Below are 25,563 nucleotides of genomic sequence, written 5' to 3' on the forward strand. Positions count from 1 at the left end.
CTCAAGCGGTGGCTTTGACCTTTTCGGTGATGTAGGCCAGCGCTTCTTCCACCTGGTCGATCAGGATCAGGCACAGGTCACCGTCCGACAAACGGGCCAGCGCCTTGTCGATGGCATTGAACTCCCCTTGGATGTCTTCCACATGGCTGGTGCGTTTGGCGCCTTGAAGGCCTTCGCGCAACAGTTTGAGCACCTCACCGTCGGCACGGCCACGTTGGCAGGCGTCTTGGTAGAGCAACACATCGTCGAAAGCGGCACCGAGGATTTCGGTTTGATCGCGGATGTCTTGGTCGCGCCGATCGCCCGCACCGCTGATCACCACCACGCGTTTTTTCGCGGGCATGTTGTCCACGGCTTGCACCAAGGCCTGGATGGCATCGGGGTTGTGACCGTAATCGGCAATCAGGGTGGCGCCTTGGTAGTCAAAGATGTTGAAGCGGCCGGGCACACCCTGGATGTCGCTGATGAAGGTGGACAGGCCTTGTGCAATGGCATCCCAGGGCACATTCACGGCCCAGGCTGCGGCCACCGCGGCCATCACGTTTTCTGTTTGAAAGCCGATCTGGCCTTGACGGGTCAAGGGCACATTCGCCAGCGATATGCGGAAAATCTGTTTGCCCTTTTGGGCCACGATGTCACCGTCATCGGTGAAGACGACCCGCTTGCCTTGGGCGCGGTGTGCGGCCAGCACGGGCTGGTGCATATCGAGTGCGAAAAAGGTCACGTCGCCGGGGCAGTGGTGCGCCATGGACACCACGGCGGGGTCAGCGGCGTTGAGCACGGCCATGCCATTGGGCTCCACGTTCAGCACGATCACGCGCTTGAGCACCGACAGGTCTTCCAGCGTGGTGATGTAGTTCAGGCCCAAGTGGTCGCCAGCGCCCATGTTGGTGACGATGGCCACCTTGCAGCGGTCAAAGGCCAGGCCTTCGCGCAGCAAGCCGCCACGGGCGGTCTCGAACACGGCCGCATCCACATCGGGATGCATCAGCACATTGCGTGCGCTGCGCGGGCCGCTGCAGTCGCCGGAGTCGGTCTGGCGGCCGTTGACGTAAACGCCATCGGTGTTGGTCATCCCCACACGCAGGCCTTGGGCCTTGAGCAAGTGCGCGGTCAGGCGCACGGTGGTGGTCTTGCCATTGGTCCCGGTCACGGCAATCACCGGCACGCGGCCGGTGTCGCCATTCGGGTACATGTGGTCGATCACGGCCTTGCCCACATCGCGGCCTTTGCCATATGAGGGGCTGATGTGCATGCGCAAGCCGGGGGCCGCATTGACCTCAACGATGCCGCCGTTTTGTTCTTCCAGTGGGCGCATGACGGATTCGCACACCACGTCCACACCGCAGATGTCCAGGCCCACCATTTGGGCGGCCTCGATCACTCGGGCAGCCACTTCGGGGTGCACATCGTCGGTCACATCGGTGGCGGAGCCGCCGGTGGACAGGTTGGCGTTGTTGCGCAGAATGACGCGGCGGCCCTTGACGGGCACAGACTCGGGCTCCAGGCCCTGCTCGCGCAAACGGCCAATCGCGATGTCGTCAAAGCGGATCTTGGTCAACGACGTGGAGTGGCCTGTGCCCCGGCGTGGGTCGGCGTTGACCTGGTCTACCAGTTGGCGCACGGTGTGTTTGCCGTCGCCCACCACCAGGGGTGGCTCGCGGCGCGAAGCGGCCACCAGTTTGTTGCCCACCACCAGCAGTCGGTAATCGTGGCCGGGCAGGAATTTTTCAACCATCACCACGCCATAACGCACGGCGGTCGCATAGGCGGCGTCAAAAGCTGCGCGGTCGGTGATGTTGACCGACACGCCTTTGCCCTGGTTGCCGTCTTGCGGTTTCACGACCACGGGCAGGCCCACTTCCAGGGCGATGGTCCAAGCTTCTTCCACGTTGTGGGCAGGGCGGCCCATGGGCACAGGCACGCCAGCGGCGTGCAGCAGGCTTTTGGTGAGGTCTTTGTCCTGGGCAATCGATTCGGCAATGGCGCTGGTGCTGTCGATCTCGGCGGCCTGAATGCGGCGCTGTTTGGCACCCCAGCCAAACTGCACCAGACTGCCGTCCGTCAGGCGGCGAATCGGCACACCTCGGGCCACGGCAGCGTCCACAATGGCGCCAGTTGATGGCCCCAGGCGCACGTCTTCGTCCAGCTCGTGCAGTTGGGCAATGGCCGCTTCCAGATCGAAGCCCATGCCAGCGATGGCGGCTTTGCACAATTGCTCGGCCAGTTCCAGGGCTTGACGGCCCACAGATTCTTCAGAGTATTCAACGACCACTTGGTACACGCCAGGCTCTTGCGTGGGCGTGGTGCGGCTGAACGAGATGGGGCAGCCGGCTTGCGTTTGCAGGCCCAGGGTCACCTTTTCAAGCGCATGCGCGATGGTGATGGTCTGCCCGGGGCGCAGGCTGTCAAAGGGGCCGACTTCGGGGAAGATGCGGCGCAGTTGCTGCTCGATCGGGTGCTGGGCGTTCAAGCCTTGCTCGGCCACTGGGCAGGTGATGATGGCTTCAATGGCCGTGTGGCGGCTCCACAGATTGGGGCCGCGCAGAGCGCGAATTCGGGACACTTCCATGGGTATGGGTTCCTGTTGTTCTTATGAGGCCGCGTCAGGCGGCAGTGGTTTGGCCGTAGCTCTTGACGCCGGCGCGGATCAAATCGGCACCCATGTCCATGGCCCAAGCTGCACAGGCGGCAATCAGCATGTCACTTTGGCTGAGGGTGTCGGTTTTGAGCAGGCGGGCCACGGCCGGGCGCTGAATCGACAGCACGGCTTGCTCTTTGCTGCCTTCGGCCAGAATCAATTGACCCTCACGCCAAAAGCCCACACGGCCACCTTCGGCGCGGTGGGCATTCAGGCGTGATTCGGATTCGTCTGGTGCATAGAGGATCACACCACCGTCGCTGTACTGCGCCAGATCGGCCACCGCTTCGTCGGCTGCGTTGAGCACGGCGTAACCGTTGCTCAGCACCAGATCGATCTGAGTGCGGATGTAGCCGGGCATCTTTTCGTCGGGGCCGGGGTACAGGTCTTCCAGCGGCGCGGCCTTGGGCATGCTGGTTACGATGCCCACCAGGCAACGGTCGTAGGGCAGGCCTTGGGTCAACAGACGGCGGGCATCGCTTTCAAACACCGCTGCTTGTACCGAGCGGTTGACCAACAGGCGTTCGGCTTGCTCAAAGTCCATGGCTCGCCCGCTTTGCAGGCAGCGCTGGTTCATATAGAGGCCATCTGCACAGGCCAAGCCCGTGTAGAGGCCCTGCAAGTGCAACAGCCAGGAGATCAGTTTGGCTGGGCGTGTGGTGTCGCCGTCGCCCATCAGGCCGACCAATGGAATGCGGCCGTTTTCCTTGGCCGGAATCAGGTGTTCGGCAATGGCTTTGCCCACAGTGCGGGGCTGACCCACAGCGGGGTTCAGGTGCATCAGCAAGCTGGGACCTGCATTGACTTCGACCACCACGCCCTGGGTGCCCAGGGGCTGGCGGATGTCTGGTGTGACCACGTCCACGCCTGCGATGTCCAGGCCCACCATGCGGGCGGCCAGCACGGCTTGGGCCGCCACATCGGGGTGCACCACATCGGTCACGTCGGTGGTCATGTTGCCGGTGCGCTTGACCAGCACTGTTTGACCGGATGTGGGCACGCTGTCAGGGGTCAGGCCCTGGCGGGCCAGCTCCAGCACTTCGGGGCTGTTGTCGCGCAGCTTGACCAGTTCCAGCGGCAAGCTGCCGTCGCTGCCGCGACGGGGGTCGGCGTTGATCTGCAGGTCCACCAATTCACGCACGGTGTTTTGGCCGTTGCCGATCACGCTGGCTGTTTCGCCCTGGCTGGCCGCCACCATGCGGTCGCCCACCACCAGCAGGCGGTGTTCGGATCCCCGGATGAAGCTTTCGACGATGACTTCGCTGCCTTGCTCCAGCGCAATGGCGTAAGCGGCTTCGATGTCAGCTTGGGTGCTCAGGTCCAGAGACACACCGCGTGCACGGTTGCCATCGCTGGGTTTGACGCACACCGGCAGGCCGATGTCTTGTGCCGCCGCCCAGGCCGCAGCCGGGCTGTCCACCACCTGGCCTTCGGGCACGGGCACGCCGCACATGGCCAGCAAGTTCTTGGTCAGGTCTTTGTCTTTGGAGATGCCCTCGGCAATGGCACTGGTGCGGTCCGTCTCGGCCGTCCAGATGCGCCGCTGGTTCACACCGTGGCCCAGTTGCACCAAGTTGCCCGCATTCAGGCGGATGTAGGGCACGCGGCGCTCGTAAGCGGCTTCCACAATGCTGGCGGTGCTGGGGCCCACATACAGCGCGTCCACCAAGTCGGTCAGCTTGGCAATCGCGCCAGGCACGTCATAAGGGGTGTCGTGGATGGCGGCCAAGATCAGCTCGCGGGCCATCTCCAAAGAAGTGCGCCCGACGGTTTCGTGGTCGGTGCGGATGACCACTTTGTAAACGCCACGTGGCCCGGCTTCGCGTGCCTTGCCAAAGCCCATGGACATGCCCGCACGGGTTTGCAGCTCCAGGCTCACGTGCTCCAGAATGTGACCGGCCCAGGTGCCTGTGTCCAGCCGTTGAAAAAAGCCACCGCGCACACCGGGCGTGCAGTAGTGCTCGATCATCTGGGGCAACCAAGTTTTCAGTCGGTCGTTGAACCCAGGCAGCAAATTGGAGGGGAAATCCTCCAGTTCGCCGATGTCGATCAAGGCTTCCATGACCGAGCGGTAAGTCCAGATGTTGGGCCCGCGCAGATAAGTCATGCGCAGGAATTGGATGTTTTTGGCGCTCATGGATGGATGGGGCAGCGATACAATGACCAGTCGATCAAGGCAGCGGCCAAAGTGTGTACAAGAAGCTCAGGATTCAAAAAATACATGCGCAGTTTTGTTGCAGTCTTTGGCCAAATCAATGGTTGTTTTTTTCGGCTAGCCAAATTGGCGCGTCGGGCTCTTAGCGGTTCACCTTCATGACTCCAACAACTTCTTCAGTTTTGCCGCGTTCGGTGGTTCCGGACGCTTGGCAGGCCGAGGTTTCTGCGCACCTTCAATCAGAAGAAAACGTTTCAGCCTGGCTGGAGGTTGACCTCGACGGGGAACTGCTGTTTGCTAAAAATGTCATTATTTTGACCGATCGGCGGGTTTTATCGCCCGGTGACGCAGAAAAAAGTTGGCAAAGCTGGCTTTTGCAGAGCGATTTGACTCTGAAACTGAGTGACCATGCGGGTGTGGGGACTTTGGAGTTGGCCTCATCCATTGGCCGTTTGGCAGTCTGGCGCTTTACCTTGGGTTTGCAATCAGCTGTTGCCCGCTGGGTCAGCCAGTTTGAAAACCAGATGGCCCAACTGGCCGGTGATGGCCGTCCTTTGCAAAAAGCCTTGGCGGTCTCGGTCTGCCCGGTGTGTCAGGCGGTCATGCGTGAGGACGATGACGAGTGCCCCAGCTGCGGCCGTGAAGACCTGGCACCACCCTCCACCTGGACCTTGTTCAAGCTGTGGCGCTTTGCCAGGCCCTACCAGGGCTCCTTGCTGGCAGGTTTTGTGCTGACTTTGGCGGCCACGGCGGCGACCCTGGTGCCGCCTTACCTGACCATGCCGCTGATGGACGACATCCTGATCCCTTACCAGAACGGCAAGGCGATTGACCCGGGCTTGGTGTCCATGTACCTGCTGGGCTTGCTGGGCGCCGCTTTGCTCGCCTGGGGCTTGGGCTGGGCCAAGACCTACATCCTGGCGCTGGTGTCCGAGCGCATTGGTGCCGACCTGCGCACCAGCACTTACGAGCATTTGCTCAAGCTCTCGCTGGAATACTTTGGCGACCGCCGCACCGGTGACCTGATCGCGCGCATCGGCAACGAGACCGACCGCATCAACGTGTTCCTGTCCTTGCACCTGCTGGACTTTGCCACCGACGTGCTGATGATCCTGATGACGGCGGTCATACTGTTCACCATCAACCCCACCTTGGCCATGGTGACTTTGCTGCCGCTGCCCTTCATCGGCTGGTTGATCCATGTGGTGCGTGAGCGCCTGCGCACCGGCTTTGAAAAAATCGACCGCGTCTGGGCCGAAGTGACCAATGTGCTGGCCGACACGATTCCCGGTATCCGCGTGGTCAAGGCTTTTGCTCAAGAAGACCGTGAAGCCACCCGGTTCAAGGACGCCAACCGCCACAACCTGATGGTCAATGACCGACTCAACCGCGTCTGGGCCTTGTTTTCACCCACCGTCACGTTGATGACCGAAGTGGGCCTGCTGGTGGTCTGGGGCTTTGGCATCTGGCTGGTCTCGGACGACCAAATCACCGTCGGTGTGCTGACCGCTTTCCTGGCCTACATCGGCCGTTTTTATGGCCGTCTGGACACGATGAGCCGCATCGTCTCGCACACGCAAAAAGCCGCCTCGGGCGCCAAGCGCATCTTTGACATCCTGGACCACGTCTCCAGCGTGCCCGAGCCGGTGAACCCTTTGCCGCTGCCGCCGGTGCAAGGCCGCATCACGGTGCGCGACGCGGGTTTCCGCTACGGCAACCGCGCCGTGATCCGTCAGCTCAATCTGGACATCCAGCCCGGTCAGATGATCGGCCTGGTGGGCCACAGCGGCTCGGGCAAAAGCACGCTGGTCAACCTGATCTGCCGCTTTTATGACCTGACCGAAGGCGCGATCGAGCTGGATGGCACCGACATCCGCCAGCTCAAAATTTCCGACTACCGCAGCCAGATCGGCCTGGTCTTGCAGGAGCCTTTCCTGTTCTTCGGAACGATCGCCGACAACATCGCTTACGGCAAACCCAGTGCGACCCGCGAAGACATCGTGGCCGCCGCCCGCGCCGCGCACGCCCATGAATTCATCTTGCGCATGCCGCAGGGTTACGACTCGCTGGTGGGTGAGCGAGGGCAGGGCCTGTCGGGCGGTGAGCGCCAGCGCATCTCGATTGCACGAGCTTTGCTGATCAACCCGCGCATTTTGATTCTGGACGAGGCCACCTCGGCGGTGGACACCGAGACCGAAAAAGAAATCCAGCGCGCCCTGGACAACCTGGTGCGCGGTCGCACCACCATCGCCATCGCGCACCGCCTGTCGACCTTGCGCAAAGCCGACCGCTTGGTGGTCATGGACAAGGGCGTGGTGGTCGAAGAAGGCTCCCACGACCAGCTGATCGAAGCCCAAGGCGCTTACTGGCGTCTGTACGAAGCGCAGCAGCGCCAAGCCGAAGCCGAAGCGGTCTTGGGTGGCAGCACAGAAGAACAAAAGGTGAGCGCATGAACGCATTCGACTTGCAACGCGATGCCTTTGGCCGCTGGACTTTGGTGCTGGCCGACGGCACGCGCTACACGCCCGTGACCGCGATTCGCGCCTACCCGGTCACAGACCCTGACGGCGGCGTGGCCCTCATGGACGCCGAGGGCCATGAACTGCTCTGGATCGAACAGTTGGCGCAACTGGTGCCTGCAATGCGCGCCCAAGTGATGCAGGCCCTGACCGAGCGGGAGTTCCTGCCGGTGATCGAAAAGCTTGAAGGCGTCAGCAGCTTTGCCACGCCCAGCACCTGGTCGGTGGTGACCAACCGGGGCAGCACGCAGTTCTTGCTCAAAGGCGAGGAAGACATCCGCCGCCTGACCGGCACCGTGCTGCTCATCAACGATGCCGATGGCGTGCAGTACATGATCCGCGACCTGGCGGGCATGGACAAACACTCGCGCAAACTGCTCGACCGCTTCCTGTAGGTCAGAGCTTCAGCTCCGACATGGGTGGTTTGGACGAAGGCTGCACGTCCGGGCTGAAGCCGCCGACAAGACGATTCTCCCCGCAGGTCAGACCAGCAGGTCCGACGAGCTGTCTTAGCCAAAGGCGGCATGTTTTGGCACTACAAAGGCCAGACCGAGCCGTGCTCAGGCACCACCGCCCGCCACTTGATCTCGTGCTCGATGCGCTGGCGCAGCATGTCGGACGCTTCGCGTTCGCCGTGCACCACATACACCTGATCGGGCGCGCAGGGCATTTTGTGCAGCCAGCTGAGCAACTGGTTGGCATCGGCGTGGGCAGACGCCGATTCGATCTGCACCACCTCGGCGCGTACCGCCACATCTTGGGCATGGATGCGGATGGTGTGGCTGCCCCCAGCCAGCCAGGCACCGCGCGTGCCGGGGGCTTGGTAGCCCGTCAGGATGATCATGTTGCGGTGATCGCCCGCGTACTGGGCCAAGTGGTGCAGCACGCGCCCGCCGGTGGCCATGCCGCTGGCCGCCAGGATGACCATGGGGCCATGGCGTTTGGCCAGTGACTTCGATTGCTCCGGCGTCTCCAGCATGGTGGCCACATGGTCCATGTTGTGCACTTCCTGGTCGCTCAGGCGGTGCTCGCCCGGGTGTTTGGCAAACAAGGCGGTGGTGTGGATGGCCATGGGGCTGTCCAGAAAAATCGGCAAACCGTGTGGGATTTCACCTGCTGCTTTGAGCTGTGCAATCGTGTGCAACACCGCCTGCGCACGCCCTACGGCAAACACCGGCACCACCGCCACACCGCCCCGTGCGGCCAGCTTGTGCAACAAAGGGCCAAGTTCGGCAAACAGTTTTTCCTTGGGATGCTGGCGGTCACCATAGGTGGACTCGATCAGCACCGTGTCGGCCTGCGGCGGCGGCTCGGGCGGGTTCATGAGCGGATCATCAGGACGGCCCAAGTCGCCCGAGAACAAGATGCGCCGCCCGGCCACATCCAGCAGCAAGCTGGCCGCACCGAGGATGTGCCCGGCGGGCTGAAAGCGGGCCTTCCATCCAGGGATGGGCTCAAACCATTCGTCCTGTCGCTCGGCGTGCAGGTGTTTCAAACTGTCAACAGCCTCTTGCTTGGTGTAAAGCGGCAGAGCGGGGGCATGTTTTGAAAAGCCATGTCGGTTGGCAAAGAAAGCGTCTTCCTCCTGGATGTGCCCGCTGTCGGGCAGCAAGATGGCCGCCAGATCGCAGGTGCCCGAGGTGGCATGCACACGCCCTTTGAAGCCTTGCTTGACCAGCAAGGGAAGGTAGCCGCTGTGGTCCAGGTGCGCGTGGGTCAGGATCACCGCATTGATTTGCTCCGGGGCCACTGGCAAGGGATTCCAGTTGCGCAGGCGCAGTTGTTTGTAGCCCTGGAACAAGCCGCAATCGACCAGCAAGCGCTGGCCCTCGTGCTCGATCAGGTACTTGGAGCCTGTGACGGTGTCGGCTCCGCCGAGGAAGGTGATGGTGGCAGTCATGCCTTGCATGGTGATCGCCAAAGAAAAAAGGCTGCTTGACGCAAGTCAAACAGCCTCTCGATTCGTTCAGTTCGCTTGCATATTGACATGGCCCCATCAGGATGGCCTTGCCGGTGTTGGTCAGCCACGCGTGTATTTTTTGTAGGAGCCCACCCTGTGGGCGATGGGCTGCAGGGCTTGTGCCAAGCGCATCGCCCACGGGGTGGGCTCCTACAAAAGGCGGGGCCTTTCATTGTGGGAGCGGCACCCGCGCTGCGATGGCGCTTTGCTGACCTCAGCCGCCGAAGAAGCCCTTGAGTTTGTCCGTCCAGCCTTCGCCAGAAGGCTGGTGTTTGCCGCCACCTTTTTGCAGGGACTCCTCAAACTCCTTGAGCAATTTCTTTTGGTGCTCGGTGAGCTTGACCGGGGTCTCGACGGTGATGTGGCAGTACAGATCGCCGGGGTAGCTGCCGCGCACGCCCTTGATGCCTTTGCCTCGGATGCGGAACTGCTTGCCGGTTTGTGTGCCTTCGGGGATGTCGATGGCCGCTTTGCCGCCCAGGGTGGGCACTTCGATCTCACCGCCCAAAGCGGCTTTGCTGAAGCTGATCGGCACGGCGCAATGCAGGTCATCGCCATCGCGCTCAAAAATCGAATGCTTCTTGATGCGGATCTCGATGAACAAGTCGCCCGGTGGTCCGCCATTGCTACCGGGCTCGCCATTGCCCGCGCTGCGGATGCGCATGCCGTCGTCGATGCCGGCCGGAATTTTGACTTCCAGCGTTTTTTGTTTCTTGATCTTGCCCTGACCCTGGCAGCTGGTGCAAGGCTCGGGGATGATCTTGCCAGTGCCTCGGCAGTGCGGGCAGGTTTGCTGCACGCTGAAAAAGCCCTGGCGCATTTGCACTTGGCCTTGGCCGTGGCAGGTGGAGCAAGTCTTGGCGCTGGTGCCGGGTTTGGCACCGCTGCCGTGGCAGGTGTCGCACTCGTCCCAGCCGGGAATGCGCAGCTGCGAGTCTTTGCCGTTGGCCGCTTCTTCAAGCGTGATCTCCATCGCGTAGCTCAGGTCGGCGCCACGGAAGACCTGACGGCCACCGCCACGCCCACCGCGGCCCTGGCCGCCAAAGATGTCGCCAAAGATGTCGCCAAACGCATCGCCGAAGCCACCGCCAAAGCCTTCGGCACCGCCGCGCATATTGGGGTCCACACCGGCGTGGCCGTGCTGGTCATAGGCCGCACGTTTTTGCGGGTCCGACAGCATCTCGTAGGCCTCTTTGACCTCTTTGAACTTGGCTTCGGCGTCCTTGGCGGCATCTCCCTGATTGCGGTCAGGGTGGAACTTCATCGCCAGCTTGCGATAGGACTTCTTGATGTCTTCGTCCGAGGCGTTTTTGGCAACGCCCAGCACTTCGTAAAAATCTCGTTTGGCCATGTGCAATCAAACCGTTAGAACAAGAACGCCGCGAAGGCGATTCAGGGGGCTGAACCAGCTTGCGCGGCGGGACTGCGGCCGGTGGCCGCAGAAGAGGAGGGGTATCAGCCCTTTTTGACTTCCTTGACTTCAGCGTCCACGACGTTGTCGTCCTGGGGCTTGGCTTCTGCAGCACCTGCGCCCGCAGCGGCTTGTTGCGCCTGCATCTCGGCATAGACCTTCTCGCCCAGCTTCTGGCTGGCGGTCATCAGCGCTTCGGTTTTGGCTTCGATGGCGTCTTTGTCTTCGCCTTTCAAAACTTCTTCCAGGTCCTTGGCGGCTGCTTCGATGGCTTCTTTTTCAGCCGCTTCGATCTTGTCGCCGTGCTCGGTCAAGCTCTTCTTGACGCTGTGGACAGCGGCTTCGCCGGAGTTGCGGGCCTGCACCAGTTCGAGCTTTTTCTTGTCTTCGGCAGCGTTCAGCTCGGCGTCTTTCACCATCTGCTGGATTTCTTCTTCCGACAGACCCGAGTTGGCCTTGATGGTGATCTTGTTTTCCTTGCCAGTGCCTTTGTCTTTGGCACCCACATGCAAGATGCCGTTGGCATCGATGTCAAAAGACACTTCGATCTGGGGCGTGCCACGCGATGCGGGTGGAATGCCTTCGAGGTTGAACTCGCCCAAGGCCTTGTTGCCGCTGGCGATCTCACGCTCGCCTTGGAACACCTTGATGGTCACGGCCGGCTGGTTGTCTTCGGCGGTCGAGAAAGTCTGTGCAAACTTGGTCGGGATGGTCGTGTTCTTGGTGATCATCTTGGTCATGATGCCGCCCATGGTCTCGATGCCCAAGCTCAATGGGGTCACGTCCAGCAGCAGCACGTCCTTGCGGTCGCCCGACAACACCTGGCCCTGGATGGCAGCGCCCACGGCCACGGCTTCGTCAGGGTTCACGTCTTTGCGGGGTTCTTGGCCGAAGAACTCTTTGACCTTTTCCTGCACCTTGGGCATGCGGGACATGCCGCCGACCAAGATCACGTCATGGATGTCGGAGACCGACACACCAGCGTCCTTGATGGCCATGCGGCAAGGGGCGATGGTGCGCTCGATCAGCTCTTCCACCAACTGCTCCAGCTTGGCGCGGGTCAGCTTGACGTTCAGGTGTTTGGGGCCTGTGGCGTCAGCCGTGATGTAAGGCAGGTTGACGTCGGTCGAGGCCGAGCTGGACAGCTCGATCTTGGCTTTTTCAGCGGCTTCTTTCAGGCGCTGCAGGGCCAACACGTCTTTGGCCAGATCGACGCCGGACTCTTTCTTGAATTCGGAGATGATGAAGTCGATGATGCGCTGGTCGAAGTCTTCGCCGCCCAGGAAGGTGTCACCGTTGGTGGACAGCACTTCGAATTGCTTCTCGCCATCGACGTCGGCGATCTCGATGATGGACACGTCAAACGTGCCGCCACCCAGGTCATAGACGGCGATCTTGCGGTCGCCCTTTTCGTTCTTGTCCAGACCGAAGGCCAAAGCGGCAGCGGTCGGCTCGTTGATGATGCGCTTGACGTCCAGACCGGCAATGCGGCCTGCGTCTTTGGTGGCCTGGCGCTGTGCGTCGTTGAAGTAAGCGGGCACGGTGATGACGGCCTCGGTCACTTCTTCGCCGAGGTAGTCTTCGGCGGTTTTCTTCATCTTGCGCAAGATTTCAGCGCTGATTTGAGGTGGCGCCATTTTCTGGCCACGCACCTCCACCCAAGCGTCGCCGTTGTCGGCTTTGGCAATGGTGTAAGGCATCAAATCGATGTCTTTTTGGACTTCTTTTTCGGCGAACTTGCGACCGATCAGGCGCTTGACCGCGTACAGGGTGTTGCGGGGGTTGGTGACCGCTTGGCGCTTGGCCGATGCGCCGACCAGGATCTCGCCGTCTTCTTGGTAAGCAATGATCGAAGGCGTGGTGCGAGCGCCTTCGGCGTTCTCAATCACCTTGGTGGTGTTGCCTTCCATGATGGCCACGCACGAGTTGGTGGTGCCCAAGTCAATACCGATGATTCTTCCCATGTTGATTCTCCAAAATTCAGTGAAAGTGCAGATGTTCTGCAGGTGGGGTGGGGTGGAAACTTTTCAAGTCCCCACACGCCAAAAAAGGTTTTGTGTTGTTTTTGTAGGAGCCCACCCCGTGGGCGATGGGCGTGGTACACACCCTGAAAATCATCGCCCACGGGGTGGGCTCCTACAGCAATTGGCTTTATTTGGGGGCGGTGACCGTCACCAGGGCCGGGCGCAGCACGCGCTCGGCGATCAGGTAGCCCTTTTGCAGCACCGAGACCACGGTGTTGGCTTCTTGGTCTGCAGGCACCACGCTGATGGCCTGGTGGTGGTGCGGATCGAACTTGGTGCCCGCAGGCGGGGCGATCTCGACCACTTTGTTGCGCTCCAACGCGCTCTTGAGCTGGCGCAGGGTGGCCTCAGAGCCTTCGCGGATTTGTTCCAGCGTGGCGTTCGGGATGGCCAGACCGGCTTCCAGGCTGTCCAGCACGGGCAGCAAGCTGTCGGCAAAGCCTTCCACGGCGAACTTGCGTGCCTTGCTGATTTCGTCGTCCGCGCGGCGGCGTGCGTTTTGCACATCGGCCTGAGCACGCAAGTACTGGTCGGCCAGATCGGCGTTTTGAGCCTTCAGGTTGGCCAATTCAGCTTGGGCGTCAGCCAGCGGGTCGGTGGGGGCCATGGCCGCAGCGGCAGCCAGTTCCTCTTCGGTCAAAGGTGTGTTTTCGGGGTTTTGATTGGCTTCTGACATGAAAAATGTCCGCAAAAAAGAAATGAACCCCTTGTAAGTAGGGGTTCTGGGTAGGAATTTCAAGAGACAAAAATCGCCCAAGGGGCGGGCGCTCAGTTCAGCGCCAACAATTCCACGTCAAATTTCAAGGTGGCGTTCGCTGGGATCACGCCGCCAGCGCCGCGAGCGCCATAGCCCAGTTCTGAAGGAATGATCAGGGTGCGCTGACCGCCCACTTTCATGCCGGCCACGCCTTCGTCCCAGCCCTTGATGACCATGCCTGCGCCCAAGGGGAACACAAAGGGGTCGCGGCGGTCACGGCTCGAATCGAACTTGGCACCTTGCTGGCCGTCTTTGTAGAGCCAGCCGGTGTAGTGCACGGTGACGTCCTGGCCTTTGGTGGCTTCAGCGCCTTCGCCAACGACGGTGTCTTCGTATTGCAGGCCGGAGGGGGTGGTGTTCATGGTGAGCTTTCTGTGAATGCGTGCGGCCTGAAAAGACGGCCACACGGTGTGCGAAAACCCAAAATTATGCCAGCAGGCCCCGCCGAGCCAGATCGCGCACCAAGGCGCTGACGCCATAAGTCCAAGGAGGGGCTTGGTCCGAGGTGGTGATGGTGTTGCTCAAGGTGCCCAGTTGGGGCGTCGAGACACTCACCACATCGCCCACCACATGGGTGAAGCCCTGGCCGGGGCCATGCCGGTCTTGCGTGGGCGCGAACATGGTGCCCAAAAACAGCATCATGCCGTCCGGGTACTGGTGGCAAGGGCCCATGGCCTGGCCCACCAGGTCCAGTGGGTCGCGGCTGATCTGGCTCAGTGAACTGCTGCCTTGCATGACAAAGCCCTCGGGACCTTGCACTTTCAGGCTCAGCTCGCACTGGCGCACATCGTCGATGCCAAAGTGCGCGTCAAACAAGCGGATGAAGGGGCCGATGGCGCAGCTGGCGTTGTTGTCCTTGGCTTTGCCCAGCAGCAGGGCGCTGCGGCCTTCAAAGTCGCGCAGGTTCACGTCGTTGCCCAGGCTGGCACCGACCACCTCGCCACGCGAGTTGACGGCCAGCACCACTTCGGGCTCGGGGTTGTTCCATTGGCTGCCAGGGTGGATGCCCGCCAAGGCACCCGTGCCGATGGCGCTCATGGGCTGCGACTTGGTGAAAATTTCGGCGTCAGGGCCAATGCCCACCTCCAGGTATTGCGACCACATGCCCTGCGCCAGCAAGACCTCTTTGAGCTTGGCCGACTCGGGCGAGCCGGGTTTGACACTGCGCAGGTTATCGCCAATCACGGCCACCACCGCCTGGCGCACGGCTTCGGCCTTGCTGGCGTCGCCACGGGCTTGTTCTTCGATCACGCGCTCGAGCATGCTGGCCACAAAGGTCACGCCCGCGGCTTTGATGGCCTGCAGGTCGCAAGGCGCCATGAACCAAGGCTGCTCGCTTTGGCGTTGGGCTTCAGCGCTGTTGGCCAGTGCTTGAGAGGTATGGGCCAGACGTGCAGCGCGACCATCATCGATCCATGCGTGCACCCGGCTTGCCACGTCGGGCAGTTCGAGCAAAGCGCTGCAAGTGCTGGCTTCCAGGGGGATGTTTCTGCCGAAGTCAGGTCCCTTTTTGATACGGCCAAACCTTATGTGATCGGGTCTGGCGACATCCTCAACATCGTGGTGTGGGATCACCCCGAACTGGCCATTGCCCCTGCAGGAGCCGTGGCCACGGTGGGCAGCGATGCCGCAGCCACCGCCTCTTCGGTGGGCAACGGCTACAACGTCAACCCGGAAGGGCTGATCCAGTTCCCCTACGTGGGCAGCATCAAACTGGCCGGACTGACCGAATACCAGGCCCGCGACCTGCTGACCAAGCAATTGGCCAAAACCATCAAAAACCCGGAAATCACCCTGCGCGTGCAGTCCTACCGCAGCGGCCGTGTTTACATTGATGGTGAAGTCCGCAACCCTGGTCTGCAAGCCGTCAACGACATCCCCATGACCCTGCCCGAGGCGCTGGGCCGTGCAGGCGGCTTCACACCACTGGCCGACCGGGCCGCCATTGTCATCACCCGCAACGGCAAAACTGCCACGGTGAATTTGCCCTTGTTGACTGCCAAGGGTGTCAATCCGGCGCAAATTCTGCTGAGCAACGGTGACCTTGTTCGTGTGCTGGGGCGTGAAGATGCCAAAGTCTTTGTGATTGGGGAAGTGCTGCGCCCGATGACCCAATTCCTGCGCAACGGCCGACTGACACTGAATGAGGCCCTTGGTGAGGCCGGTGGCATCAATCCCAACTCTGCTGACCCGCGGCAAATCTATGTGGTGCGCACGGCCAAGTCCGATCAGCCGGAGATTTATCACCTCGATGCCAAAAGTCCCCTGGCTTACGTCTTGGCCGAAGGGTTCGAGCTGCAAGCGCGGGACGTCGTTTACGTCGATCCCGTGTCACTTGTTCGCTGGAACAGAGTGATCAGCCTGATTCTTCCAAGTGCCCAAGCCGTGACCACCACCCGCACCGCCACGGGCAACTGAAACCGAGAACCCAGGCGACTCGCGCATGCAACGCATCATGACCTTGTGCATTGGCAACATCTGCCGCAGCCCACTGGCTCAGGTGCTGCTGGCGCGTGAGCTGCCTGAGCACCAAGTCTGGTCAGCAGGTTTGTCCGCATTGGTGGGTTCTCCGGCAGACCCCACCACTGTCCAGATTGCCCAAGAACAAGGCCTAGACCTGGCTGCCCACCGTGCCCAGCAAGTGACCAGCTTCATGTGCCAGCAGGCCGAGCTGATTTTGGTCATGGAGCAAGGCCACAAAGCCCAGCTCGAACAAATTTATCCCCAAGTGCGCGGCAAAGTCTTTCGCCTGGGGCAGTTTGGCCAGTTCGAGATTGAAGACCCCTACCGCAAACCCCGCGAAGCCTTTGACACTGCCTACCAAGGCATCGCTCAAGGTGTGGCCGACTGGCTCACGCGCATCCGACAACTCAGCTGACACATGAACCTTCCTAACCCGAGCGCACAACTCGCACAGCAGCCCCTCATGCCCATGGGCGAGGACGATGACAGCATCAACTTGCTCGACTTGCTGGACGTGGTCCTCGACCAGAAAAAACTCATTGGCGCTGTCATGGCCGGTGTCATGCTGGTGGGCGGTGGTTACGCCATCATGGCCACGCCCATTTATGAGGCCAACACCCTCATACAGGTGGAAGACTCCAAAGGCAACCCGATGGGCGCTTTGATGGGCGAGGCGGGCAGCCTCTTTGACATCAAATCGCAAGCCACTGCCGAGATCGAGATCTTGAGATCCCGCTTGGTTGTAGGCCAGGCTGTCAGCAATTTGCAGTTGGACTTGACCGTCACACCCAAATACCTGCCGGTCATTGGTCGCTGGCTGGCCCGGGGCAAGACGGGTCCATCCAACCCCGGCTTTTTGGGGCTGAGCGGTTATGTGCGCGGCAACGAAAGCATCCGCATTGGCAGCTTCTTGGTGCACCCCTCGCAAGAGGGCGAGCGGTTTTCGATTGTGCTGACCGACAAAGGCTACACCTTGCTGTCACCCGAAGGGGACAACCTCGGGCAGTCCGGCTTTGAGACAACCCTGGCCTTTACGCACCACGGCCAGCCTGGCCAACTGTTGGTGGGCGGTGCCGTGGGCAAGCCCGGTGCCGAGTTTTACATCACCCGTCGATCGCACTTGGACGTGACCGAACGGCTGCAATCAGAAATGAAGATTGCCGAGCAGGGCAAACAGTCTGGTGTTTTGCGCACCACGCTGGAGGGTGCCAGCCCCGAGCGCATCACCAAAATATTGAACGAAGTGGGGCATCTCTATGTTCGCCAGAATACAGAGCGCAAGGCCGCCGAGGCCGAAAAATCATTGGCCTTCTTGAACACCCAGTTGCCCCAGCTGAAGAAACAACTGGAGGCCTCTGAAGCCAAGTTCAACCAGTTCCGCACCGAAAAAGGCACTTTTGACCTGGACAAGGAAGCCGAGATCTACCTCAAGGAAGGGGTTGATCTGAAGGTCAAGCTGCTGGACCTGCAAACCAAGCGCAAAGAGCTCGAAGTGCGCTTCACGGCCCAGCACCCCAGCATGCAGGCCATGGACAGCACCATCCGTGACATCCAGGCCAAGCTCAAAGCCATGGAAGGCAAGGCCAGAACCTTGCCCGGCATCGAGCAAGATCTGCTGCGCCTGACGCGCGAGGTCAAGGTGGACAACCAGCTCTACACCAACTTGCTCAACAGCTTCCAGCAACTGCGGCTGGTCAAAGAAGGCAAGGTCGGCAACGTCCGCATTGTGGATGTGGCGGTCGTGCCCGAAAAACCCGTCAAGCCCCAGCGTGGTCTGGTGTTGGCCCTGTCTGCTGTGCTGGGCTTGCTGGCCGGTTTGGGCTTGGCCTTTTTGCGCAACAGTTTGCGCCCAGGCATCAAAAATGCCGAACAACTCGAAAACAGCCTGGGCATGCACGTGTTTGCCACGGTGCCCTTGTCATCTGCGCAGGCGCAGTTGGATGCAGACATTCTGAGCAAAAAGCCAGGCAGCCACCTGCTGGCCAGTCTCAAGCCCAATGAAGCGGCCATTGAGAGCCTGCGCAGCTTGCGCACTGCCTTGCAGTTCGCCATGCTGGATGCGCCCAACAACATTGTGTTGTTCACCGGTCCTACCCCCGATATTGGCAAGTCGTTCACCAGCGCCAACTTTGCAGCCGTATTGGGTGCAGCGGGTAAGCGCGTGCTGCTGATCGATGCCGATATGCGCAAAGGCCACATCCACCAGTTTTTTGGGCTAGAGCGCGGTCTGGGCTTGTCGGAGCTGATCAGTGGCAGCCAAACACTGGACAAAGTGCTGCGTCCTGGCGTCGCTCTCGGTTTGGACTTTCTGTCCACCGGGACCATGCCCCCCAACCCCGCAGAACTGCTGATGTCTGCCTCGGCCCATGAACTGCTGAAGCGCCTTTCTGCTCTCTACGATGTGGTGCTGGTGGATACCCCTCCGGTGCTGGTCGTATCGGATACAGCGATTTTGGCACCGCAGGCGGGCACCACGTTTGTTGTGGTCCGCGCCAATGTCACTTCGCTGGGTGAAGTGCAAGAGACCACCAAGCGCCTTGCGCAGTCAGGCGTCACGGTCAAGGGCGTGATCTTTAACGGGCTGGACGTTTCCAAGCGCCGCTACGGATATGGCTACGGCTACGGTTATGGCTACAAATACAAGCGCTACGGCTACCGGTATCAGACGTACAACTACGACAGCAATGACAAATAAATCAGCACGTGCTTGCTGAACGGGACGTGCCGAGTGCGCCCTGACATCACATCCACAGTTGTTCATGAGTTGAGTTGTATTTTGAATTTCGAAGAGTCCCCCAAACCATTGCCCTTTGGCCCGTGCTACAGCGTCCGGTCGATGGAATGGTCACAAGCGCTGGTCATGCTGATTTTGGAGGTCGCTGCTTTGAGCGTGCCACTGCTTTGGTCAGGTGTCTCCAAAGGCGACGATTACCTCACCTGGGTCGTTTTGTGGTTTTTGTGGATGGGCTTGTACAAAAAAGTTTACATCCGGCGTTGGCCCTTCTGGGCGGAGATGTTGAGCATCGTCCAGGCCTCTTTGCTCTTTGGATTTGTGGCCAACGCCACTGGCGAGTTGCCTTTGGCCCATAAGGTCACAGGCACTTTTCAGCTAGCAGCAGTCATCACCGTGGCGATTTTATTGGCCCGGCTGTTCAGTCGGGTGATTTTGAGCTGGCTGGGCCTGTGGAAGAAACCCAGCCTGGTGTTTGGCAGTGGCGAGAATGCACTCAAAGCCTACATGGGCCTGCAAAGTGAGCCTTGGATGGGCCTGCAGCTTGTTGCGTTTGTTGACCTGCACACGGACTGCCAGCACCACGCTTTTCCGCCAGGTATTCCCTGCATTGCGTGGTCTTTGACTGCCGGTGCACAAAACTGGTCGAGCCTCTTGCCTTATCAGTGCGTCATTGCACTGGAATCGAGTGAGCACTGCCTTCGCGACCATTTGCTGAGGTGTTTGACCCAACACAAAATACCCGATGTGCACGTGATTCCGGCGCTCAGTGGCATTCCGCTGTTTGGTGCCAGAGTGACGCATTTTTTCAGTCACAACGTGCTCAGTCTCTCCTTGAGCAACAACCTGACCAACCCCGGCTTGAGCCTGATCAAACGCGTGTTTGACATTTTTGCAGCCAGCTTGGCCATTGTGCTGTTGGCGCCAGTGATGGTTTGGATCGCATGGCGCATATGGCGGGAAGACGGGGCACCGGTGGTGTTTTCACAAAGGCGCATGGGCCGTGGCGGCAGGACATTCAAGTTTTACAAATTCCGAAGCATGGTCAAAAACGCAGAGCAAGTCATTCAGCACTGGGAGGAAAACAACACCCCAGAATGGCAAGCCTACGTGGCCAACAACTTCAAACTCAGCGATGACCCGAGGTTGCTCTCAGTAGGTCACCTGATCCGCAAAACCAGCATGGATGAGTTGCCGCAACTGTTTAATGTGCTGCTGGGTGACATGAGTTTGGTGGGCCCGCGTCCGCTGATGCTGCGTGAACTGCCCGAATATGGCGAAGAGCTTGTCTTGTATGGTTTGGTGCGGCCAGGTATCACGGGGCTTTGGCAAGTCAGTGGGCGCAGTGCCACCACTTTTGCTGATCGCATCGCATTTGATGGCTGGTACATCAAAAACTGGTCGCTTTGGGGCGATATCGCCATCCTGTTCAAGACCGTCCGTGTTGTTTTTTCTCGTATCGGTGCCTACTGAAAAGGCTCTCAGCACGAGTCATGACCCCATCGACTTCAGACATGGCAACAACCATTGACAAAATCTACGTGGCCGGCCACCGCGGCATGGTGGGCTCGGCCATCGTGCGCCAGCTGCTGGCTGCAGGCCAGCCAGCAGCCAGCATTGTCACCCGCACCCATGCCCAGCTGGACCTGACCTGCCAAGCCGCCGTGCGGGAGTTCTTTGCGCAAGAAAAGCCCGACCAGGTGTATCTGGCCGCAGCCAAGGTGGGCGGCATCCATGCCAACAACACCTACCCGGCCGAATTCATTTACCAAAACCTGATGATGCAGGCCAACGTGATCGACGCGGCCTTTCAGAGCGGGGTCAAGAAGCTGCTGTTTTTAGGCTCCAGCTGCATCTACCCCAAGATGGCTGCGCAGCCCATGGCCGAAGAAGCTTTGCTCACAGGCACCTTGGAGTCCACCAACGAGCCCTATGCCATTGCCAAGATCGCAGGCATCAAGCTGTGCGAGAGCTACAACCGCCAGTACGGGGCAAGCAGCGGCACCAGCCACGGGGTGGACTACCGCAGCGTCATGCCCACCAACCTGTATGGCCCTGGCGACAACTACCACCCTGAAAACAGCCACGTGATCCCGGCGTTGATTCGCCGCTTTCACGAAGCCAAAGTGGCCCAGGCCCCCAGCGTGGCCATCTGGGGCACGGGCACCCCCATGCGCGAGTTTTTGTATGTGGACGACATGGCCGCCGCCAGCTTGCACGTGATGAACCTGCCCCAAGCCACCTACGCGCAACACACCAGCCCCATGCTGAGCCACATCAACGTGGGCTATGGCCAAGACGTGACCATTGCCCAAGTGGCCCACACCATTGCCCAAGTGGTGGGCTACACCGGCCAAGTGGTGTTTGACACCACCAAACCCGACGGCACCCCCCGCAAACTGATGGACAGCACCCGCCTTCACAGCCTGGGCTGGCAAGCCCAAGTCCCCCTGCACCAAGGCCTGACCAACGCCTACGCCGACTACCTGGCCAACAGCTGAGCCTTTCCCCCTTGTAGGAGCCCACCCCGTGGGCGATTGCCTTTTGAATCTGTCGAACACCCCAATGCCCCTCCCCAAAGTCGCCCTCATCACCGGCATCACCGGCCAAGACGGCTCCTACCTGGCCGAATTCCTCTTAGAAAAAGGCTACATCGTCCACGGCATCAAGCGCCGGGCCAGCAGCTTCAACACCGAGCGTGTAGACCACATCTATCAAGACCCCCATGTGAGCAACGCCAACTTTCAGTTGCACTATGGCGACCTGAGCGACACCAGCAATTTGATCCGCATCATCAAAGAAACGCAGCCCGACGAGATCTATAACCTGGCCGCCATGAGCCATGTGGCCGTCAGCTTTGAAAGCCCCGAATACACCGCCGATGTAGACGGCATCGGCACCCTGCGCATTCTGGAAGCCATCCGCATCTTGGGGCTGGAGAAGAAAACCCGCTTTTACCAAGCCAGTACCAGCGAGCTGTATGGCCAGGTGCAAGAAACCCCCCAAAAAGAAACCACCCCCTTTTACCCCCGCAGCCCCTATGCGGTGGCCAAGCTCTATGCCTACTGGATCACGGTCAACTACCGCGAGGCCTATGGCATGTATGCCTGCAACGGCATCTTGTTCAACCACGAAAGCCCACGCCGGGGCGAGACCTTTGTGACCCGCAAGATCACCCGGGGCCTGGCCAACATCAGCCAAGGCCTGGAAGAGTGCCTGTACATGGGCAACATCGACGCCATGCGCGACTGGGGCCACGCCAAAGACTATGTGCGCATGCAGTGGATGATGCTGCAACAAGACCAGCCCGAAGACTTTGTGATCGCCACCGGGGTGCAATACAGCGTGCGGCAGTTCATCGAATGGACAGCGGCTGAGCTGGGTATGCAAATCAACTGGCAAGGCGAGGGCGTGGATGAGGTAGGTTACGCAGTCATCACCTCCAAAAATGTCATCCCGGAAAAAGGTGTCATCCCGGGCTTGACCCGGGATCCAGTCCCCATCATCCGCATCGACCCCCGCTACTTCCGCCCCACCGAAGTCGAAACGCTGCTAGGCGACCCCACAAAGGCTAAACAAAAGCTTGGATGGATTCCAGAAATCACAGTTCAGCAAATGTGCTCGGAAATGGTGCGCAAAGATTTGTCCAGAGCTAAACAGCATGCTTTGCTAAAAGCCAACGGTCACGATGTTTCAGTGAGCCTCGAAGGTTAAAGAAAGGAGCTCAATGACTCCGGGATATTACAGCCAAAGTCTAGACGGGCATCGTGCTGCATATCTTGATTTTGTGGTCAAGCGTTTTGGTGGAGAAAGAATTCAAGTGGGTGATCTGTTCAGAAGGTCTTCAGTCGTTATGTTTTTAATGATCGAGGAAAATTTTGTATTGTATGTGCTGTCTGCTTTTTGGCGCTCCATTCTTGGTCGCCGTACTGTGGGATTACTGTTTAGGCCAGGGCCTACAGTGCAACGAAAGACGCTAAAGCATCTATTTAAGTGGCTTTTACTACGGATACTGAAGTTACTCCCTGAAGTTCATACGCTTTCAATCGTTCCTATTAATTTTGATGAAAGAATCTCTCTAATTGTTGATAATTGGATTCATGATTTTCAGTTGTGGGATATTTCTGAAAATGAGATAATATTATTCAATAATATAAAAAATCAATATGAAAGCGATCGATTTGCTGAAAATTTCACTTTATTCGAAAAGGCAAAAAAACATGCAAATGGGCGCCCATTACTTGTTGCATTAGGAATGCAAACCCGCAACAAAGGTACAGAAATTTTGGCTCGTTATATAAGCAATGATGTGAAAAGAGGTTGGACCGTATTGGTTGCTGGACGCTTTGCAAGCGATCAACAACAATCTCGCCAATTGATTGAAGCTTGTGGTGGTTTAGTAATAGACAAATATTTATCCGATATTGAGATGATTGAAGTCTATGCTGCGGCTGACGCAGTATGGTGCTTATACGATCCAGCATACGATCAGGCATCTGGAATTTTGGGGAGAGCTATTCAACTAGGAGTTCCAACAGTTGTTAGAGATGGTTCATATAGTGCAAAATTATGTGAAAATGAAAAAATAAATCATATTTTAATTCGCAAAGAAATGAATCTAAACATAATGAAAGAAAAATCAAATATAAATAATTTTGATGAAATTAAAAAAAAGACTTCAAATAGAGGGGTAAGAAGTGCTGAGTGTTTACGAAAAGCATTGAATATAGAAAATCTAGATATCCAATGAAAACAAAACTGAATATTCAGCGCAATGTAAAAATAACTGTACTGGCATTTATTGTAAACATAATATTAACATTTGTTGGTTTTCGACTGGTAGTTCAACATGGTGGAACTGAAGCTTTGGGCTTGTGGTCAATGTTAACTGCATCAATATACATCATTCGTTTGGGCGATGTCGGTGTTGGAAGTGCAACAGAGAGGGTGATAGCACTACTGGATGTAGAAAAAGAACCCCTTCTAATGAGAAGATATTTGGATACAGCTTTGGTATTGAATGGATTAATTTTTATTGTTTTAACTGGCATTATATTTATATTGATGAATTTGAATATATCTTGGTTAATACCTGGAAGCCAAGCTGAGCAGTCTGAAGGTAAAAAAATTCTACCCATAATATTGATGGCATTTATACTGACAAATTTGGGGAATATAGTTTTAGGCGGTTTGCGAGGTTTGCATTTTGCTTGGCAGGGTGCTTATTTTTCCATATTTTCGGGTAGCGTGCAACTGATTCTTATCATTTTGCTAGTTCCAAAGATTGGTGTTGAAGGACTAGCATGGGCACAACTTAGTCAAGCACTAATACTTGGTTTGTTGGCTTGGCTATTTTTCAACCGGCATATACAGTTCTGTACTAAATTGAAAGTATCTTCGCTCCCGAGATATGGTTCTTGCAATTTATTGAAAGAGTTGTTTGGCTTTAGTATTAGAGTTCAGGCGGTTAATCTTGCAAATGGATTCTTCGAACCTATTTCTAAAATTATGGTCGGACACTCTGGTGGTATGGCACTACTTGGACTTTATGAAATGGCTTTCAAAATAGTCGCATTACCTAGAAATGCAGTAATCTCTGGTGTGCATAGTCTTACGCCAGCAATAACTCGATTAATGAGACAGGATCAGTTTGAGGCGATAAATCTTTACAAATTGGCTTATAAAAGAGTTACATTTGGGACTTCTATGGTTCTTGGTTCCGTGATATTGAGTGCCCCTTTGATTTCAATAATTACAATCGGAACTGTTAATAGTAGATTGATTTGCTTTATTGCGATAATAGCAGTTGGCTTTTTAATTAATAGCTTTGGTGCGCCTGCATATGCTTTAGGTTTGGCTGCAGGAGTAATGAAGTTTAATTTGATATCATCGATCTTAAGTTTGTGTTGTGTTATATTTTTTGGTTTTGTATTGAAAATAATTATGCCGATCTATGGTACTGCTTTAGCCTGTGCGATTGGTTTGTCAGTTGGAGGACTATTTATTCGTTGGAAAAATGAGAAGTTGTTGGCAGTAGAAAAAATATGAAAGTAAGAAGTATTTTCTTGTCATATGCATCCGAGGAATTTATTTCAGCACGTCATGCATTATGTAAATCTGCAATTAATGTTGGTTTCGATGAGGTTCGGCAAAGAGGACCAGCTGATCTTGATTCTGATTTTTGTGAAAAGAATGAAGGAATTTTAAAAGAAAAACGAGGGGCTGGATATTGGCTTTGGAAACCAGAAATCATATTGCAGGAACTAAAAACACTGAAAATTGGCGATGTTTTAGTTTATTGCGATGCTGGTAGATCGAATTATTATCAATTAAATGTCTTTCCAAGTCGATTAATAAAAGAAGCAATTGCTAAAGGTTTTTTATTGGGTCCGACAATTGGTCAGCATGGTCCGACAACGCGCTGGACAAAACGTGATGCATTTATATTAATGGATATGGATAATATTTTTACTCATGAAAAACCATTGGTACAAGCAGGGTGGAGTATTTGGACGCCGGTCCCAGAATCTTTTGAATTCCTAAAAGAGTGGCTTTTTTTTTGCTCGGATGCTCGAATTTTAACGGATATGGAAAATACACTTGGGCTACCTAATTATTGTGATTTCATTGATCACAGACATGATCAATCTGTTTTGACTTTACTTGCATATAAAAAAGGTGCACCATATCTAAATTTTTGCGGATCCTTAATTGAGAAAATCCTCAAAATGCGGCCAAATTCAAAATTGGCTCATTATTTTCTAAGAAAAATTGATGATGCGGAAATTTTGATTGAAGGGGATTTATTGAGAATTATAGTAAAAATACTAAGTACCCAAATATTTAAAATTAAATAAAATTAATTTTATATGCATGGAAAAGTAAAATTTTAAATAAATATT

18 protein-coding genes and 1 pseudogene are annotated in these 25,563 nt (G+C 57.2%); 11 read left to right on the top strand and 8 right to left on the bottom strand.

Features of this window, described 5'->3' with window-relative positions:
* Position 1: 1 nt before the first annotated feature.
* Positions 2–2,572, bottom strand: a complete 2,571-nt coding sequence (gene cphA, locus B9Z52_RS14585; protein ID WP_108414588.1) for a cyanophycin synthetase — start codon at positions 2,570–2,572, stop codon at positions 2–4.
* 34 nt (positions 2,573–2,606) lie between these two features.
* Positions 2,607–4,778 carry a cyanophycin synthetase gene (gene cphA, locus B9Z52_RS14590; RefSeq protein WP_108414589.1) on the bottom strand — a complete coding sequence of 724 codons (2,172 nt, stop codon included), beginning with the start codon at positions 4,776–4,778 and terminating at the stop codon, positions 2,607–2,609.
* A 176-nt stretch (positions 4,779–4,954) separates the two neighbouring features.
* Between cphA (B9Z52_RS14590) and B9Z52_RS14595 the strand changes: the two genes are divergently transcribed.
* Both B9Z52_RS14595 and B9Z52_RS14600 read left to right on the top strand, forming a co-directional pair.
* Positions 4,955–7,249 carry an ABC transporter ATP-binding protein gene (locus B9Z52_RS14595; RefSeq protein ID WP_108414590.1) on the top strand — a complete coding sequence of 765 codons (2,295 nt, stop codon included), beginning with the start codon at positions 4,955–4,957 and terminating at the stop codon, positions 7,247–7,249.
* Positions 7,246–7,710 (top strand): DUF1854 domain-containing protein, encoded by a 465-nt coding sequence (locus tag B9Z52_RS14600; RefSeq protein WP_108414591.1) that lies wholly within the window; start codon positions 7,246–7,248, stop codon positions 7,708–7,710. The genes B9Z52_RS14595 and B9Z52_RS14600 overlap by 4 nt, the downstream gene beginning before the upstream one ends.
* Before the next feature lie 140 nt (positions 7,711–7,850).
* Here B9Z52_RS14600 and B9Z52_RS14605 read toward each other — a convergent pair whose 3' ends face one another.
* The 6 genes and pseudogenes from B9Z52_RS14605 to B9Z52_RS14630 form a co-directional block, all read right to left on the bottom strand.
* Positions 7,851–9,215, bottom strand: a complete 1,365-nt coding sequence (locus B9Z52_RS14605) for an MBL fold metallo-hydrolase RNA specificity domain-containing protein (protein ID WP_108414649.1) — start codon at positions 9,213–9,215, stop codon at positions 7,851–7,853.
* A 274-nt stretch (positions 9,216–9,489) separates the two neighbouring features.
* A complete protein-coding gene (gene dnaJ, locus B9Z52_RS14610; RefSeq protein ID WP_108414592.1) occupies positions 9,490–10,626 on the bottom strand; it encodes a molecular chaperone DnaJ in 1,137 nt (378 codons plus the stop codon).
* Between the two features lie 104 nt (positions 10,627–10,730).
* A complete protein-coding gene (gene dnaK / locus B9Z52_RS14615; RefSeq protein ID WP_108414593.1) occupies positions 10,731–12,650 on the bottom strand; it encodes a molecular chaperone DnaK in 1,920 nt (639 codons plus the stop codon).
* A gap of 187 nt (positions 12,651–12,837) precedes the next feature.
* Entirely contained in the window at positions 12,838–13,386 is a 549-nt protein-coding gene (grpE, locus tag B9Z52_RS14620; protein WP_108414594.1) for a nucleotide exchange factor GrpE, read from the bottom strand.
* Positions 13,387–13,478: 92 nt separating this feature from the next.
* On the bottom strand, positions 13,479–13,829 hold the full coding sequence (locus B9Z52_RS14625) for an FKBP-type peptidyl-prolyl cis-trans isomerase (RefSeq protein ID WP_090142059.1): 351 nt from the start codon (positions 13,827–13,829) through the stop codon (positions 13,479–13,481).
* 64 nt (positions 13,830–13,893) lie between these two features.
* A pseudogene (locus tag B9Z52_RS14630) lies at positions 13,894–14,940 on the bottom strand (fumarylacetoacetate hydrolase family protein); the annotation flags it as partial.
* Between B9Z52_RS14630 and B9Z52_RS14635 the strand changes: the two are divergent.
* The 9 genes from B9Z52_RS14635 to B9Z52_RS17705 all read left to right on the top strand — a co-directional run bounded on the left by B9Z52_RS14635 (position 14,887) and on the right by B9Z52_RS17705 (position 25,518).
* Positions 14,887–15,885: a polysaccharide biosynthesis/export family protein gene (locus tag B9Z52_RS14635; RefSeq protein ID WP_233251974.1), complete on the top strand. Its 999-nt coding sequence runs from the start codon at positions 14,887–14,889 to the stop codon at positions 15,883–15,885. The pseudogene B9Z52_RS14630 and the gene B9Z52_RS14635 sit on opposite strands and share 54 nt — an antisense overlap.
* 25 nt (positions 15,886–15,910) lie before the next feature.
* A complete protein-coding gene (locus tag B9Z52_RS14640) occupies positions 15,911–16,345 on the top strand; it encodes a low molecular weight protein-tyrosine-phosphatase (protein WP_108414597.1) in 435 nt (144 codons plus the stop codon).
* Positions 16,346–16,348: 3 nt separating this feature from the next.
* Positions 16,349–18,625 carry a polysaccharide biosynthesis tyrosine autokinase gene (locus B9Z52_RS14645; protein WP_233251975.1) on the top strand — a complete coding sequence of 759 codons (2,277 nt, stop codon included), beginning with the start codon at positions 16,349–16,351 and terminating at the stop codon, positions 18,623–18,625.
* 141 nt (positions 18,626–18,766) lie between these two features.
* A complete protein-coding gene (gene wbaP, locus B9Z52_RS14650; protein WP_108414599.1) occupies positions 18,767–20,134 on the top strand; it encodes an undecaprenyl-phosphate galactose phosphotransferase WbaP in 1,368 nt (455 codons plus the stop codon).
* 41 nt (positions 20,135–20,175) lie between these two features.
* Positions 20,176–21,162: a GDP-L-fucose synthase gene (locus B9Z52_RS14655; RefSeq protein ID WP_108414600.1), complete on the top strand. Its 987-nt coding sequence runs from the start codon at positions 20,176–20,178 to the stop codon at positions 21,160–21,162.
* A 64-nt stretch (positions 21,163–21,226) separates the two neighbouring features.
* On the top strand, positions 21,227–22,375 hold the full coding sequence (gene gmd / locus B9Z52_RS14660; RefSeq protein WP_108414601.1) for a GDP-mannose 4,6-dehydratase: 1,149 nt from the start codon (positions 21,227–21,229) through the stop codon (positions 22,373–22,375).
* Between the two features lie 13 nt (positions 22,376–22,388).
* The gene (locus B9Z52_RS17700; protein WP_146182864.1) at positions 22,389–23,411 is read left to right on the top strand and encodes a hypothetical protein; all 1,023 of its coding nucleotides are present in this window, start codon (positions 22,389–22,391) and stop codon (positions 23,409–23,411) included.
* Entirely contained in the window at positions 23,408–24,709 is a 1,302-nt protein-coding gene (locus B9Z52_RS14665; RefSeq protein ID WP_108414602.1) for an oligosaccharide flippase family protein, read from the top strand. The genes B9Z52_RS17700 and B9Z52_RS14665 overlap by 4 nt, the downstream gene beginning before the upstream one ends.
* Before the next feature lie 17 nt (positions 24,710–24,726).
* Complete coding sequence (locus tag B9Z52_RS17705) at positions 24,727–25,518, top strand: hypothetical protein (protein WP_146182865.1); 792 nt, start codon at positions 24,727–24,729, stop codon at positions 25,516–25,518.
* Positions 25,519–25,563 lie beyond the last annotated feature (45 nt).

It is taken from the genome of Limnohabitans sp. Jir72, from assembly GCF_003063575.1.
Classification (GTDB): domain Bacteria; phylum Pseudomonadota; class Gammaproteobacteria; order Burkholderiales; family Burkholderiaceae_C; genus Limnohabitans_A.